The following is a 14910-nucleotide window of genomic DNA, read 5'->3' as shown; positions in this document are numbered from 1 at the left end:
TAGGGCGCAGCAATGTTTCTGGGTGGCTAGAAGCTGGTCATGCAGTGGGCGGATTCCGGCGCCGCGAACAAGGCGTCGAAGACCGCCACGGAACCGCTTCGCATTTCCCGCACACGGCCGGCAGCCAACAACACCCTGGCGGTTACGCCGCCCAGGTACAGGCTGGACAGTTCACTGACGCCCATGCTGAGCTCCGCTTCCACGGATCCGTCCTCGGGGCAGCGGGTCACGGTGGCTTTCCCATGGACAACCTCTATGCGGAAGATCCCGGAGGCATGGCCCAGGGGATCACCAACATGGATCACCAGGGAGCCGTCACTGGCGTATTCACGGGCGGCCAAGGAGCCGGGGGTGTCCAGGATGCGCAACCAAAGATGGTCCTCGGTGGCCGTGCGCTTGTAGTGGCGCTTGGCTGCAATGGCCCATTCCAGCGGATCCACCACGGGGGCCATGTCCCAGGTGATGACGTCAATGAGGTCCAGCGAACCCAGGTAGTTCCACAGGGCCAAATAAGCTGCATCCGTGACGGCGAGGAGGTCAACAATCTCAACGGCCGACCGGTTCTTGTCGTCGCTGGGCTTGTAGGTGACGTAGCCATCCACCGCCCCGCTGGCATCATAGTGGAGCGCCGCACGAACATTCTTCAGCGGCTCGACGGCGCCGTAATTTCCCAGCCCTGTGGCGGCCAGCCGGTACATGTCGTGGCGGCCAATGGAGCCGTAGGACGTGGCATGGACGCGTTCAAAGATCTCATTGTGCAGGTCCCGCACGGTGCCCACGGGAGCTATTTCCACCACGCCAACCGACGCCGCGGCAGGCACAAGGAAGTCCAACCCGCCCTTGACGGTCACCTCGATGGTGCTGGTGTGGGTTGCCACACCGAAGCCGAACCGCCCGTAAATGGTGGCTTCCGACGCCGTCAGCGCAGCCATGGGGATGCCCGCGGCTTTCGCCTGGGCCAGGTCGGAGTCCATCATGGCCCGCAAGAGACCACGACGGCGGTGGCTGGGGCGCACTGTCACGGCAGTGATCTGGTGGACAGGCATTAGCGTCCCGGCACCCACGTTCAGGTTCTTGCGATGGTACGCATAGGTGGATACGGGGTACTGCGCATCCCACGCACCCACCGGCGCCTGGGCATCGCTCAAGTAGGCGCCGGTGACCATCCGGCCATCGACTTCCTCGCATGCAATGTAGAACGCCAGCGCATCCTCGGTCATGGCGTCGCCGTGGAATCCCAGCGCAACAGCCTCGGCCCACTTGCTCAGTTCCGGGGAGATCTTTCCGTCAACACGGCGCACCGGAAAAGTGCGCAGCTCGTAGGGGAATGACCGGGTTGCCCGGCTGATGGCGGGTTCATAACTCTGTGGCACGGCGATACCTTTCGTAAACGAACAACGGCTGTGTGGGGCCCCTCGGGCGTGTGGTTAGTGCCCGGCGTCGTTCCAGCTGGCGCCCAGGCCCAGCTGGACTTCCAGCGGAACCAGCAGATCCGCTGCGGATCCCATCTGCTCCACGACCAGGGCCTTGACGGTCTCCAGTTCCCCGGGCCAGATTTCCAGGATCAATTCATCGTGGACCTGCAGCAGCATGCGGGATTTGAGGTCCTGGCGCTGCAGCTCTCCCGCCACACCCAGCATGGCGTGCTTGATGATGTCTGCCGCGGATCCCTGAATGGGTGAGTTCAAGGCGATGCGTTCGGCCAGCTCGCGCAGCTGGCGGTCGGCGCTGGAGAGATCGGGCAGGTAGCGGCGACGGCCCTCGATGGTGGAGGTGTAGCCGTCAACGCGGGCTTGCTCCACTACGCCGCGGAGGTAATCGCGAACCCCGCCGAACCTGTCAAAGTAGTCCTTGACCAGTGTCCGGGCTTCATCCACGGAGATTTCCAGCTGCTTGGACAGGCCAAAGCTGGTCAGTCCATAAGCCAGGCCGTAGGACATGGCCTTGACCTTGGAACGCATGGCGGAGGTGACGTCCGCAGGTGCCACACCAAACACGTGGGAGCCCACGTAGCGGTGCAGATCCTCGCCCTCGGCATAGGCCTGGATGAGTCCGGCGTCGCCGGAGAGGTGGGCCATGATGCGCATTTCAATCTGGGAGTAGTCGGCGGCGAGCAGGCATTCGTAGCCTTCGCTGACAACAAGGATGTCCCGGACGCGGCGCCCCTCTTCGGTCCTGACGGGGATGTTCTGCAGATTGGGGTTGTTGGAGGACAAACGGCCCGTGGCTGCCACGTTTTGTGCGTAGGTGGTGTGGATGCGGCCGTCCTCGGCCACCGACTTCTTCAGTGTCTCCACCATTTGCTTCAGCTTGGACGCTTCACGGTGCGCCATGAGCTGGGCCAGGAACTCATGACCGGTTTTCTCCAGCAATGCCTTCAGGGAGGCGGCGTCGGTGGTGTAGCCGGTCTTGATCTTCTTGGTCTTGGGCAGACCCAGTTCCTCAAACAAGACTTCCTGGAGCTGCTTGGGCGAGCCAAGGTTCACCTCGTGGCCGATGGCTGCAAAGGCGGCTGCCTGGGCGGCGTTCATGGCTGCCGTGAAATCGGCCAGCAGGACTGCAAGACGTTCCTGCGAAATGGCAATGCCCGTCAGTTCCATCTGTGCCAACACAGCTGCCAGCGGCAGCTCCAACTCGCGCAACAGCACCGCAGCGCCACGCTCAACCAGCAGCGGGGCAAAGTGCTCACTGAGCAGCAGCGCCACGTAGCCGCGCTGTACGGCATCAGCGAAGGAAGTGTCCTCGCTCAAACCCAAATCAAGCTGGCCGCTGGACTCCTGCACGCTGTCTTCGAAGCCGACCTTCAGGTGGACCTTGCTTAGTTCAGCCAGTTCGTAGCTGCGGCGATCGGGCTGGATCAGGTAGCCGGACAAGGAGGTGTCGTCCTGGACTCCAGCCAGGGACAAGCCACGCACGGACAACGCCTTCAGGGCTTCCTTGTACTCGTGGACAACCTTCGTGGCGTCGGAAGCGAGCCAGCTAGCCAACGCCGATTCCAGCGCTTCGTCGGCCGTGCGCAAATCCACCACAACAGCAGAATCCGCACGGACCAGCGCCACGCCGACCGCCTCGTGCGCCAGGCCCAGCTTTTCGCTCAACACATCCACGGCGCATACGCCGTCAACGGCAAGCCACGCCTGCAGCGCTGCGGCCTCGGTGACAACACGGTGGGCGGGCACCTGGTGGGCCTCACCGGCGTCGTCCGTCTCAGCCTCCCCAAAGAGGTCAAACAGGCGTTTGCGCAGCTGGTTGAATTCCAGCGAGTCGAACAATTCCTCCACGGCGTCCCGATCCGGGGCTTGCAGCAGGGTCTGCTCCAGCGGAACGGGCAGCTCCATGTCACGCAGCAGGTGGTTCAGGCGGCGGTTGCGCTTGACGTCATCCACGTGCGCCCGCAGGGACTCGCCCACCTTGCCGCCAATGGCGTCCAGGTTCTCCAGGATGCCCTCGAGTCCGCCGTACTGGTTGATCCACTTGGCGGCCGTCTTGGGCCCGACGCCGGGTACCCCGGGAAGGTTGTCCGCTGTTTCACCCACCAGGGCCGCAAGGTCGGAGTACCTGTTGGGTGGCACAAAGTACTTGGCCTCCACGGATGCGGCATCCATGGGCGGAATCGCGGAGATGCCCTTGGTGGGGTACAGCACCGAAACTTTGTCGGTGATGAGTTGGAAGGCGTCGCGGTCACCGGAAACCACCAGCACGTCCCAGCCGGCGGCCTCGCCCTGGGCGGCCAGCGTGGCGATGATGTCATCGGCTTCGAAGCCGTCCACTGAAATGGTGGGAATGTTCATGGCGGCCATGACCTTGATGATCAAATCAATCTGGCCGTAAAACTCCTCGGGCGTCTTGTTACGCCCGGCCTTGTACTCGGTGTACTCCAAGGACCTGAAAGTGGGCGTGTCCAAATCGAAGGCCACCACCACGTGGGAGGGCTTACGCTCCTTGATCATGGTCAGCAGCATCGCCGTGAACCCGTGGACGGCGTTGGTGTGCTGGCCCGCTTGCGTAACAAACTTGTCCACTGGCATGGCGTAAAAAGCCCTGAAAGCCATGGAGTGGCCGTCAATGACCAAAAGTCGCGGCGTTGCGTCTTCCGACAGTCCGGATTCGGGGGTGGTTGGTGCGTTGGACTGGGGGGCCGTTTTGGCAGATTCACTCACAAGTGCCAGCCTAGTCATCATGAGCGAAAATTTCACACCGCATCTCCTGGCCGATGAACTATTGGCTGCAGGGGTTCCCCAAGAAATCCACCCGATGCTGGGCCGCCATGGCGTGGGGTCGCTGGTGGTGAAGATGGGCATTGTGTTCACCCACATGTCCGTGGAGTCCATGGTTGCCACCATGCCAGTGGACGGCAACACACAAGTCACGGGGTTGTTGCACGGCGGCGCGCACGTGGTTTTGGCCGAGACGCTGGGCTCCTTCGCCGCAGCTTTCCATGCCGGACCGGGCAGCAAGGTGGTGGGTATTGAGATCAATGCCACACACCACAGGGGCGTCGCCGCGGGCCTGGTCACGGGCACAGCCACACCCATTCACCTGGGCCGCACGCTGGCCACCCACGAGGTGGTCATGACCGATGAGCAGGGCCGCCGGCTCTCCACCTGCCGCATCACCAACATGATTTTGGCCCGATAACCGTTAACCGTACGACGCCGGCCACGTACCCTCCGCTGTGTGCGAAAGGTACGTGGCCGGCGTCGTACGTTAGACGTTTCTTAGAACAAGTGCTCCAGCATGGCGAAGAACGGCTCGTTCAGGTGCGGCACGATCAAGATGATGGCCAGCACAACAGCCACGACGCAAAAACCGAAGCACACGTAGGAGCCCCATTTGGCGGTCTGGTTGACGTGCTCGGCGTCGTCGCTGCTCACAGCCGTCAGCCGCACGCCCAGTGAGTACATGACAACCACGAACCCGGCACCCACCAAGGTGGTGAGGGCCACCGTCAAAAATCCGAACCAGTCGATCATGGCATCTCCTTCGTGGCGGCAGTCTCATCGTCAACCCCGGGAACGTCAGTATCCCCGGGAGCCGGCGGAGCCTTCACCTTGGGCTTGGGAGCGGCAGCCGACTTGACCCGGGCCTTGGGCGGCTCGGCGGCCTTGGTCATGGCCTTCAGGACGGCTGTGTCGGCCTTGTCCAGTGCGGTCTGGGCCGTGGCACGAATCGCAGCAGCCTCGGCGGCACGCTTGGCGGCCTTCTCTGCGGTTTTTTCCGCGGCACGGGCCTTGGCGGCCAGACGCTCACGTTCCTTCCTGCTGGGAATGTGCAGGGCCTCGCCCACAGCATCCACGTCGCTGATCGCATTGCTGTGGTCAACGGTTTCGCGCTGGGAAACGATGAACATGAAGATGATGGCGCTCAGCCCCAGTACGGCAACAATGACAATGCCAACGGTGCCGGTGCGGATCAGCAGGGCAGCCAAGCCGCCCACCAAGGCCGCAGAGGGGAGCGTCAACAGCCACGTGATGCCGATCTTGCCAATGGCGCCCCAGCGGACAGTTGCGCCCTTGCGGCCCAGGCCCGAACCAATCACGGAGCCGGAGGCTACATGCGTGGTGGAGAGCGCGAAGCCCAAGTGGCTGGAGGCCAAAATTGCGGCTGCCGTGCTGGTTTCGGCCGCGAAGCCCTGTGCGGGCTTGACGTCTGTCAGACCGGATCCTAGGGTGCGGATGATGCGCCAACCGCCGGCATAAGTACCGGCTGCGATGGCAATGGCACAGGTGGCAATGACCCAGAAGTGCGGACCGGTGCCAGCCTGCTGGAGGCCCGAAGCAACCAGAACCAAGGTGATGACACCCATGGTCTTCTGGGCGTCGTTGGTGCCGTGGGCCAAAGCAACCAGCGAGGAGCTGAAGACCTGGCCGCGGCGGAAACCGCCGCGCTTCTGGGTGAGTTTGTCACCGGAATCCGGGTCTGAACGCTTGGTGATGGAGTAGGCCATCTTGGTGCACAGGAAGGCCACCAGACCGGCGATGGCGGGGGCCAGCAGTGCTGGCAGCAGCACCTTGGAAACAACCACCATGAAGTTCACTGCGCCGAATGACCAGGTGCCCACAATGGCTGCACCAATCAAACCGCCGAACAGGGCATGTGAGGAGCTGGAAGGGAGGCCAAGAAGCCACGTGAACAGATTCCACAGCACAGCACCCATCAAGCCGGCAAAGATCATCTCGGGGGTGATCGCAACGCCGTTGGGCCCGCCCTCATTGATGATGCCGCCGGAGATGGTCTTAGCTACTTCCGTGGAGAGAAACGCACCCACAAGGTTAAGAATCGCGGCCAGTGCCACGGCTGTCTTGGGCTTGATGGCGCCTGTGGCAATGGGTGTAGCCATCGCGTTGGCGGTGTCATGAAAGCCGTTCGTAAAATCAAAGAAAAGGGCTAGTGCTATGACAAGCACAACCATGAAGGTGAGATCCACCCGCGGTCCAATCTAAAGAGGGCAATTGTGGACTGAAAAAGTCTAAGGGAAACAGCTGCACAAGTCTGCTGCAGCGCACAAGGCATCCCAGTGAAATATTTAGACAACTTTACGAGTCTACGATGATTTAGCTCGAGCCTACATTCCTTTTCTGTGCCGCACTTATGCGTCGCAGGACAATTTCTCCGTGCGTTCCCTTGGCCAAGCACTAGGCTTGTGGCATTGAGTGCCCGCTTGCTCACTAGTCGCTGCAGTATGAAGGAGTCCCATGAGCAACTTGGAAGCGGCACCGCCGGAACTGACCTGCCCCAGCATTCCCGGCACCATGGAGGTTCTAAAACCCCGTGAAGTACCCCTGGGTGGCCCCCGCGCCATGCCAGTGAGGCGGACACTGCCCCAGCGGGAGCGTTCCCTCATCGGCGCCTGGTGCTTCCTGGATCACTACGGCCCGGACAATGTCGCCGCCACGGGGGGCATGGCCGTGCCGCCTCATCCGCACACCGGATTGCAGACAGTCAGCTGGCTGTTCACCGGCGAAATTGAGCACGCCGATAGTGCTGGATATCACGCCATGGTCAGGCCCGGTGAGCTGAATCTGATGACGGCCGGGCGGGGCATCAGCCACTCCGAATACTCCACACCGGCCACCACCCTCCTGCACGGAGCACAACTGTGGGTGGCATTGCCCGAGCATGCCCGTTTCACGGATCCCGGTTTTGAACACTACGCCCCCGAGGCATTGGCACTGCCCGGGGCCGAGCTGCGGGTCTTCCTGGGCGAGTTGGCTGGGCAAGCCTCCCCCGTTGTGACCTTCACGCCGCTGTTGGGCGCAGAAATCCTGCTCGACGCCGGTGCCACCCTCACACTGGCGGTGCGGGAAGACTTTGAGCACGGCATTCTGGTGGATCAGGGGGCCGTGCGCGTTTCTGGAACGCCCTTGTCCTACGCCGAGCTGGGCTATGTGGGTCCGGGGCATGCGACGCTGACCCTGGTGGCGGGGTCAGATCCGGTGCGCCTGCTGCTCATTGGCGGGACGCCGTTGGGTGAGTCCATTGTGATGTGGTGGAATTTTGTGGGCCGCACACACGAGGAGATTCTCGCGTTCAGGCGCGCGTGGCAGGGCGAAATCGGCGCCGAAACGGGTGGCCAGGATGGCACGGGCACTGACGCGGGCGACGCCGAACCCCGCTTTGGCCTTCCGGCCCACCCCACGGACGCTCCCCTGCCCGCGCCGGTGCTGCCTGCCGTCCGGCTCCGGCCCCGCAGCAATCCACGCTAGGGCAGGGACCGCCCCTTGGCGCGACTGACCAGCCGGTCAGTGCGTAGATAACGCCCTCAAAACGCATCTTGAGGGCGTTATCTGCACACTCACGGCAGCAGGAGTCGATAAGTCCGCGGCGGGTTTAGCCCTGGCGGAGGTTCTCACGCACCATGGGGGCCACCTTCGTGGCATAGAGTTCAATGCTCTTCATCATGGCCTGGTGCGGCAGGGTGCCGTGGCTGTATTTCATATCAAAGCGCGACAGGCCCAGCGACTTGGCCACGGTGGTGATCTTGGTGGCCACCGTTTCCGGCGAGCCCACCATCAGGGCGCCGCGCGGACCGGCGGTGGCCTCAAACTCCGCGCGGGTGATGGGCGGCCAGCCGCGGTCACGGCCAATGCGGTTGTGCATGCCTTCGTAGTGCGGCCACAGTTCGTCCTTGGCCTGCTGGTCGGTGTCGGCGATGTGGCCCGGAGAATGCACGCCGATGGGCTGCTCCGGCTGGCCAAATTCCTTCAGTGCCCGGTGGTAGAGCTCCGCGAACGGTGTAAACTGCTGCGGTTCACCGCCAATGATGGCCAGCATCAGGGGCATGCCGTAGTGGGCTGCCCGGACCACCGATTGCGGGCTGCCACCCACGGCAACCCAGGACTTCAAGGTTCCCGACTCGGTGTGCGGGTACACCATCTGTTCAGTGAGGGCCGGGCGGGTGTTGCCGCTCCAGTTCACGGGACCCTGCTGGCGCAGTTCATTGAACAGTTCAAGCTTCTCTTCAAAGAGTTCCTCATAGTTGGCCAGGTCGAAGCCAAAGAGCGGGAACGATTCCGTGAAGGAACCACGGCCCAAGATGACCTCCGCGCGGCCGTTGGATACGGCGTCGAGCGTGGAAAAGCGCTGGAACACACGGATCGGATCGTCCGAGCTGAGAACCGTCACGGCCGAGCCCAGGCGAATCCGCTCAGTCTTGCCGGCGATGGCGGCCAGCACCATGTCCGGGGCGGAGACAGCAAAGTCGTCCCGGTGGTGCTCGCCTACGCCAAAGTAGTCCAGGCCCAGCTTGTCGGCCAGCACGGCCTGCTCGACGACGTCGCGAATCACGTGCGCTGCATGCTTGGGTGCGCCGTGCTCATCAACCGTGATGTCACCGAAAGTGTCCAGGCCCAGTTCAATAGTGCCGTTTGCCACGGGAATACCGTCCATTTCTGTCGAAATACGCGGGGCATCCAGCGCCCCGGCAATGAATATGCGTTTGCATCTACTTTCAAAACCGAGGGCCGGTGGATTCTATTCCCGGGAGGCTAGTGTGTGAGCTGCTCGGATTTGCTGCGGTAGACGGCCAGGAAGGAGGAGATGCGCCGCACGGCCTCCTCAATGTCGCCCACGGAGGGCAAAATCACGAAGCGGAAGTGGTCCGGAGTGGGCCAGTGGAAGGCTGTGCCATGGCTGACGAGAATCTTCTGGTCCTCCAAGAGATCGATCACGAACTTTTCATCGGACTCGATGGGGTACATCGCCGGGTCCAACTTCACGAACAGGTACATCGCCCCGGCAGCCGGCACGCAGGACACGCCGGGCAGGGCGTTGAGGAGCTTTGAGGCGAGGTCGCGCTGCTCGCGCAGCCGTCCGCCGGGCTTGGTGAGGTCGTTGATGCTTTGGTAGCCGCCCAGGGATGTTTGGATGGCGTGCTGGGCCGGCACATTGGCGCACAAGCGCAGCGACGCCAGCAGTTCCAGTGACTCCTTGAACCCTGCCATGGCGGCACGGGGGCCGGACAAGGCCACCCAGCCGGCCCGGTAGCCGGGCATCCTGTACGCCTTGGACAGGCCACTGAAGGTAAGCGTGCAGACGTCCTTGGACATGGCGGCCATGTGGATGTGGGTGCGGCCGTCATAGAGGATCTTCTCGTAGATCTCATCCGAGAAAATCACCAGGTCGTGCTTGCGGGCCAGCTCCACAAACGCCTCCAGAATGTGGCGCGGGTACACGGCACCGGTGGGGTTGTTCGGGTTGATGATGACGATGGCGCGCGTCTTGGGCGTGATCTTGGCTTCGACGTCGGCCAGGTCGGGCCACCATTCGTTGTCCTCATCACAGAGGTAGTGCACGGGGATGCCGCCGGTGAGCGTGACCGAGGCCGTCCACAGAGGGTAATCGGGTGCGGGAATCAGGACTTCGTCGCCATTCTCCAGGAACGCCTGCAGGGTCATGGAAATGAGTTCGCTGACGCCGTTGCCCACAAAGATGTCATCCACCCCAATAGTCATCAAACCCTTGGTTTGGTAATACTGGGAGATGGCCGTGCGGGCGGAGAAGATGCCCTTGGAATCGCTGTAGCCCTGGGCGCCGCGCAGGTGGTGGATCATGTCCACCACAATGGACTCCGGCGCTTCCAGGCCAAAGGGTGCCGTGTCGCCAAGGTTCATGCGCAGGATCCGGTGGCCCTCCGCCTCCATCTTCTGGGCAGCGTGCAGGATGGGTCCGCGGAGTTCGTAGCGAACGTTGGCTAATTTGGAAGAAAATTGCATGGGGCGCATGCCTTCAATCTTCACATATTCAACGCAACAAACGGCGGTACGGTCCACATTTTGGCGGGTTTGGTGCCGCGATGGGGACGTCGGCTTGTTTATTCTTGGATGACGCTGAGCACGTTCCCGGCCGGATCCTTGAACCAGGCTATGAGCGGGCCGCCGCTGCGGAAGATACCCTTGGCGTCGGTCTCCATGGGGGTGCCGGCATAATGCTCAAGCTCGACGCCGGCAGCGGCCAGTGCGTCCACCGCACCTTCAATGTCCGGAACCGGAAAATTCAAAACCGTGAACGACGCCGGCTCATGGCTGTCACCCTTGGGGTAGACCAACACTGTCCCACCGCCTGGCAGGTGCAGGGTCAGCATGCCGTCCTGTTCAGCCACGTCCAGGCCCAGCGTGGTGCCGTAAAAATCACGGGCCGCTGGAATGCTGTCCACGGAGAATCCACTAAATGCCTTGCTGTTTTCCAACATGATTGCTGCTTCCCTTCGTCGTTGGCCCCCCGCCACTGTCCAGCCTAGGCCTGCGGTGGCGCGAGCAACAGAGGTGGCTACGGTCAGAGTATGGGCAGCACCTGTTCTTTGACCTGCTTGCGCAAGATCTTGCCCAGCATGGAACGCGGCATGTCAGCAACGGCCACAATCCGGACGGGAACCTTGTAGCCCGCCATGCGCTCACGGCAGTGCGCGCGCAGGGCTGCCTCGTCCAGGCTGGTGCCTGCCTGAAGCACGACGGCGGCAACCACCATTTCCCCGCCCCGTTCCAAGGGCTTGCCAAAGACCGCGACGTCGGCCACGTCGTCGTGCAGGCGAAGAACGGCCTCCACCTCGGAGGGGGAAACGTTGAAGCCGCCCGTGATGACCAGTTCCTTCATCCTGTCCACGATGGTGGTGAAACCGTCCGGGTCCACCGTGACGATGTCGCCCGTGCGCAACCAACCGTCCTCGGTGAGCGCCTTGGCCGTTTCCTCAGGATTGTTCCAATAGCCCGCGAAAACCTGCGGGCCCTTCAGGAGCAGTTCCCCACGCTCACCCTGGGGGACGTCCACGCCGGGATCGTCGACGTCGGACACCCGCATCAAGGTGGACGGGAACGGCACGCCGATGGTGCCGTTGCGCCGCGTGGGGTGGAAGGGATTGCCCAGCGCCACGGGCGAAGATTCGGTCATGCCGTAGCCCTCCACCAGCAAACCGCCGGAGACCGATTCCCACAGTTCCACCACATGGTCGGGCAGATTCATGGCGCCGGAGATGCTGTATTTGCAGGAGCGCAAGGAAACGCCCTTCTCCTTTGCCGCCAAGGCTGTGCGTTCATAGATGGGCGGCACCGCACAGTACACGGTGGCCGGTGACTTCTTCATGGCGGCCAGCACCAGATCGGTATCAAACTTGGGGAACAGCACCAGCAGGCCCTGTTTGCGGATGCCAAACGTGAGGTAGAGGGTCATGCCAAAGGCGTGGAACATGGGCAAAATGGCGTAGAGAATTTCCTTGCGCTCCTGCGCGCCGTGCATCCATGCCTCGCCTTGAAGGGCGTTGGCGTAAAGGTTGTAGTGGGTGAGCATGGCGCCCTTGGGGTTTCCCGTGGTGCCGGAGGTGTAGCCGATCACGGCCAGGTCCTGCACTCCGGGGCGCGGGTGGGTGGAGCTGATCCTGCCGTGGGCCAGCAGATCCTTCCACGCCATGGCTCCCGGCGCCGGGGCACTGAGCGCTGCCCGCGTTTCCCGGAGCTTTTTCAGCGGCAACGCCAAGGCCAGACGCTTGGCGACCGGGAATGCGTTTAAGAGGTTCACGGCCACAATGTGATCAATGCTCACGTCGGCGGGGAATGCTTGAACGGCTGCCACAGCTTTGTCCCAGGCGATGACCACTCGGGCCTGATGGTCCTCAAATTGATGCCGGAGCTCGCGTGAAGTGTACAGCGGGTTGTGTTCCACCACCACGGCCCCCAGACGCAGGACGGCATAAAAGGCCACCACGTGCTGTGGGCAGTTGGGGAGAATGAGAGCCACCCTGTCCCCCGCCCTGACGCCCAGCCGGCGCAAACCCTCAGCCGCCCGCTCCACCTGCTCCCCCAATTCGCGGTAGCTGGTCCGGCGGCCAAAGAACTCCATGGCCGGGTGCTCGCCCGCTTCCGCAACGGAGCGCTCAAACATGGCCACCAGGGACTCCGTGGGCAGCTCAATGTCTGCCGGGACGCCCGGCTGGTAGTTCCTCACCCACGGCTGGGTGGGGATGTTCTGCGCTTCGCTGCTGGACTGCTCTGTGCTGGACTGCTCGGTGCTGGACTGCTCAATGTTCGCCATGCCACCATTTTGCCGCCAACGGTACTGGAGTGTCGAATGCCGACGGCGGGGGGCCCACGGCCGGGAGCCAGCCGCCCATCGTGAGGGGTCCGGCGTCGACCGTCAGGAACAAAAGGGGCAAAATCGGCTAAATCAGTGGATTTTTGGGCTGTCGTGTTTCTCACAATAAAAAGTTTCTGCGCTCCCTTAGCACACCCCCGGACGGCCCATGGACCGGCGAAGATTGCTAAGCTAAGAGGTCGGACATGGCCCCCTGCCGGGCAGCTACCGCCAACACTCTCATTCTTCATAAGGAGAACAACGCCTCAATGACATCCGTGGCCACTGAATCACTGCGTGACCAGCTTTGGAATCGCCGTTACGACGAGAACATTGCACCCATCACCGAGCTCTGCGACACCCTGGCGGAAGCCCGGCCCGAGCAGCAGGTGGCCTATGTAGACCCCGTTCACGATGTCGACGAGTGCAAGATCATCAGCTTGTTCTCCAACGTTGGCGAGATGGACGAGTCAGGTTTCATCACCGCCGGCGACGAGCAGGCAGCCACCCGCTTGCTGGGCATCCACTGGCAGATTGGCCTGCGTCCCAGCCTGGTCATGCCGTGGAACGTACACCCCTGGTTCACGCCGGGCGAGCCCAACGGCCGCCTCACGGCACCGCAGATTGAGCAGGGCCTGCGCCCGCTGGTGAAGTTCATGACCCTGGTCCCCCGCGCGTCAGCACTGGTGGCACACGGCACCGAGGCGCACCGACTGGCAGACCAGCTCCTGAAGGCACAGGGCCCCATGCTGTACAAGCGTGGATTCGGCATTTACAAGGTCCGTTCACTCTCAGGCCGCAGCTTTGCCGGCTCGCCCGAACGCCAGGAGCAGTGGCTGCTGGAATCGGCCAAGGCCTACGCCGAGTCAATGACCCGCAACGGAATCCCCGTCAAGGGCCGCTAACTTTTTCCAACTGACCCGCAGAAAACGCCGAAAAAAGACGATTTTGATCGTTTTTCCGGCGTTTTCTGCGGGTCAGTTTGCTTTAAGGCTCGACGGCGGGGACCTCCCCTGAAACTTGCCCCTGCGGTAGGCTCGGCGCATGAGTCACTGCGCAGCGCGGCTCGGCGAACGGAGCCGCCCCAGGAGCAACCGGACTGTCTTGGCTGCCGCTTGTTTCACGACAGCGTTGTCCATGGCCGCCTGCACATCAATCACCCCTGCCCCCGGGCCAAGTACCCCAGCAGCTGCGGCAGGCGGAAGCGGCGACGTTGCGACGGGACTTGACGCCCCGTGGTCCATGGCGTTGCTGGCGGACCGTTCAATCTTGGTCAGCGAACGGGACACGGGCCAGATTGTAGAAGTGTCGGCACAAGGGGCCACGCGAGACATGGGAACGATACCCGGAGTGGTCGCTTCCGGTGAAGGCGGCCTGCTGGGTCTGGCTGTGCGGCTGGGTGGCTGTGACGGAAACCCAACACCGGACACGGGCTGCCTGATGCTGTACGCCTACTTCACCGCCGAAAGTGACCACAGGATTGTGCGGATGCCCGTGCTGGGAGCAGCCGGCGAAAGGAGCCTGGGTGCTCCCGAAACTATCATCGCCGGCATTGCCAAAGCGGGCAACCACAACGGTGGCAGGCTCGCGTTCGGCCCGGACGGCATGCTCTACGTCACCTCCGGCGACGCCGGGAACGCAAACGCTGCCCAGGATCCCACGTCCCTGTCGGGAAAGATTCTGCGATTAACGCCCGACGGCGGAATCCCCGCCGACAACCCGTTCCCGGGCAGCCCCGTGTGGTCTTTGGGGCACCGCAACCCCCAAGGCATTGCCTGGGATGGCCAGGGCAGGATGTGGGCCTCGGAATTTGGCCAAAACCAGTGGGATGAGCTCAATGAGGTCAAGGCCGGGGCGAATTACGGCTGGCCGCTGGTGGAAGGAATAGGGGACGACAAGCGCTTTGTTAATCCGGTGCTCCAGTGGTCCACGGACGAGGCCAGCCCCAGCGGAATCGCGATCAACGGCACCACCCTCTACATGGCTGCGCTGCGCGGACAACGCCTGTGGGTTATTGATCTAGCCGGCACTCCCGCATCAAACGAAACCCTCGTGGGTGAACTCGGCAGGCTCCGCGACGTGGCATTAACCGCAGACGGCCGCCTGCTTGTTCTGACGAACAATACAGACGGCCGCGGCAGCCCAAGGGATGGCGACGACAGAATCGTGGCGATCGTGCTCGGCTGAGAGCGGCGCCGAACCCGGCATTTTCGACAACGCGGGCGCGCAGCGGATTTGGGGGCTGGAGGCGTGGTGGGCGTCGCCGCGGACACACCGACGAAGCCGTGTGTGGCGCGGTGCGGGCACCAGCCCCCAAATCCGTGAAGCGCCGGTCCTCCGCCGGAGGTG

Annotated in this window: 13 protein-coding genes; 4 read left to right on the top strand and 9 right to left on the bottom strand. The window is 62.8% G+C overall.

Features of this window, described 5'->3' with window-relative positions:
• Positions 1-26: 26 nt before the first annotated feature.
• Both CVS27_RS15830 and polA read right to left on the bottom strand, forming a co-directional pair.
• A complete protein-coding gene (locus tag CVS27_RS15830; RefSeq protein WP_103466818.1) occupies positions 27-1373 on the bottom strand; it encodes a GNAT family N-acetyltransferase in 1347 nt (448 codons plus the stop codon).
• Between the two features lie 54 nt (positions 1374-1427).
• Entirely contained in the window at positions 1428-4178 is a 2751-nt protein-coding gene (gene polA, locus CVS27_RS15825; RefSeq protein WP_442319979.1) for a DNA polymerase I, read from the bottom strand.
• 1 nt (position 4179) lies between these two features.
• Between polA and CVS27_RS15820 the strand changes: the two genes are divergently transcribed.
• A complete protein-coding gene (locus CVS27_RS15820; protein ID WP_103466816.1) occupies positions 4180-4638 on the top strand; it encodes a hotdog fold thioesterase in 459 nt (152 codons plus the stop codon).
• A gap of 80 nt (positions 4639-4718) precedes the next feature.
• On the opposite strand, the gene CVS27_RS15815 is transcribed toward CVS27_RS15820, so the two are convergent.
• On the bottom strand, positions 4719-4973 hold the full coding sequence (locus CVS27_RS15815) for a hypothetical protein (RefSeq protein ID WP_103466815.1): 255 nt from the start codon (positions 4971-4973) through the stop codon (positions 4719-4721).
• Entirely contained in the window at positions 4970-6427 is a 1458-nt protein-coding gene (locus CVS27_RS15810) for an inorganic phosphate transporter (protein WP_103466814.1), read from the bottom strand. Before CVS27_RS15810 ends, CVS27_RS15815 begins: the two co-directional genes overlap by 4 nt.
• Positions 6428-6695: 268 nt before the next feature.
• On the opposite strand from CVS27_RS15810, the gene CVS27_RS15805 reads away from it, so the two are divergent.
• On the top strand, positions 6696-7706 hold the full coding sequence (locus CVS27_RS15805; RefSeq protein WP_103466813.1) for a pirin family protein: 1011 nt from the start codon (positions 6696-6698) through the stop codon (positions 7704-7706).
• A 124-nt stretch (positions 7707-7830) separates the two neighbouring features.
• Here the strand turns inward: CVS27_RS15805 and CVS27_RS15800 are convergent, their stop codons facing one another.
• From CVS27_RS15800 to CVS27_RS15785, 4 genes are all read right to left on the bottom strand, one after another.
• Positions 7831-8889, bottom strand: a complete 1059-nt coding sequence (locus tag CVS27_RS15800; protein ID WP_103466812.1) for an LLM class flavin-dependent oxidoreductase — start codon at positions 8887-8889, stop codon at positions 7831-7833.
• 98 nt (positions 8890-8987) lie between these two features.
• On the bottom strand, positions 8988-10223 hold the full coding sequence (locus CVS27_RS15795) for a pyridoxal phosphate-dependent aminotransferase (RefSeq protein WP_103466893.1): 1236 nt from the start codon (positions 10221-10223) through the stop codon (positions 8988-8990).
• Between the two features lie 89 nt (positions 10224-10312).
• Positions 10313-10690 carry a VOC family protein gene (locus tag CVS27_RS15790; RefSeq protein WP_103466811.1) on the bottom strand — a complete coding sequence of 126 codons (378 nt, stop codon included), beginning with the start codon at positions 10688-10690 and terminating at the stop codon, positions 10313-10315.
• 83 nt (positions 10691-10773) lie between these two features.
• Positions 10774-12522, bottom strand: a complete 1749-nt coding sequence (locus tag CVS27_RS15785; RefSeq protein WP_103466810.1) for a long-chain-fatty-acid--CoA ligase — start codon at positions 12520-12522, stop codon at positions 10774-10776.
• A gap of 308 nt (positions 12523-12830) precedes the next feature.
• Here CVS27_RS15785 and CVS27_RS15780 point away from each other — a divergent pair, with 308 nt between their 5' ends.
• Entirely contained in the window at positions 12831-13466 is a 636-nt protein-coding gene (locus CVS27_RS15780) for a uracil-DNA glycosylase family protein (RefSeq protein WP_103466809.1), read from the top strand.
• 144 nt (positions 13467-13610) lie between these two features.
• Here CVS27_RS15780 and CVS27_RS21320 read toward each other — a convergent pair whose 3' ends face one another.
• Positions 13611-13850: a hypothetical protein gene (locus tag CVS27_RS21320; RefSeq protein WP_243400236.1), complete on the bottom strand. Its 240-nt coding sequence runs from the start codon at positions 13848-13850 to the stop codon at positions 13611-13613.
• On the opposite strand from CVS27_RS21320, the gene CVS27_RS15775 reads away from it, so the two are divergent.
• Positions 13804-14748 carry a PQQ-dependent sugar dehydrogenase gene (locus CVS27_RS15775; protein WP_243400233.1) on the top strand — a complete coding sequence of 315 codons (945 nt, stop codon included), beginning with the start codon at positions 13804-13806 and terminating at the stop codon, positions 14746-14748. The two genes, CVS27_RS21320 and CVS27_RS15775, sit on opposite strands and share 47 nt — an antisense overlap.
• Positions 14749-14910 lie beyond the last annotated feature (162 nt).

The sequence above is a fragment of the Arthrobacter glacialis genome (assembly GCF_002909445.1).
Classification (GTDB): domain Bacteria; phylum Actinomycetota; class Actinomycetes; order Actinomycetales; family Micrococcaceae; genus Specibacter; species Specibacter glacialis.
Note: the sequence above shows the minus strand (reverse complement) of the source record. Positions and strands in the feature narration are given on the sequence as shown.

Coding starts and splice junctions, on each gene's coding strand:
- polA (WP_442319979.1), bottom strand. CDS start 4,178: ATGACTAGGCTGGCACTTGTGAGTGAATCTGCCAAAACGGCCCCCCAG.
- CVS27_RS15820 (WP_103466816.1), top strand. CDS start 4,180: ATGAGCGAAAATTTCACACCGCATCTCCTGGCCGATGAACTATTGGCT.
- CVS27_RS15815 (WP_103466815.1), bottom strand. CDS start 4,973: ATGATCGACTGGTTCGGATTTTTGACGGTGGCCCTCACCACCTTGGTG.
- CVS27_RS15805 (WP_103466813.1), top strand. CDS start 6,696: ATGAGCAACTTGGAAGCGGCACCGCCGGAACTGACCTGCCCCAGCATT.
- CVS27_RS15800 (WP_103466812.1), bottom strand. CDS start 8,889: ATGGACGGTATTCCCGTGGCAAACGGCACTATTGAACTGGGCCTGGAC.
- CVS27_RS15795 (WP_103466893.1), bottom strand. CDS start 10,223: ATGCGCCCCATGCAATTTTCTTCCAAATTAGCCAACGTTCGCTACGAA.
- CVS27_RS15790 (WP_103466811.1), bottom strand. CDS start 10,690: ATGTTGGAAAACAGCAAGGCATTTAGTGGATTCTCCGTGGACAGCATT.
- CVS27_RS15785 (WP_103466810.1), bottom strand. CDS start 12,522: ATGGCGAACATTGAGCAGTCCAGCACCGAGCAGTCCAGCACAGAGCAG.
- CVS27_RS15780 (WP_103466809.1), top strand. CDS start 12,831: ATGACATCCGTGGCCACTGAATCACTGCGTGACCAGCTTTGGAATCGC.
- CVS27_RS15775 (WP_243400233.1), top strand. CDS start 13,804: ATGGCGTTGCTGGCGGACCGTTCAATCTTGGTCAGCGAACGGGACACG.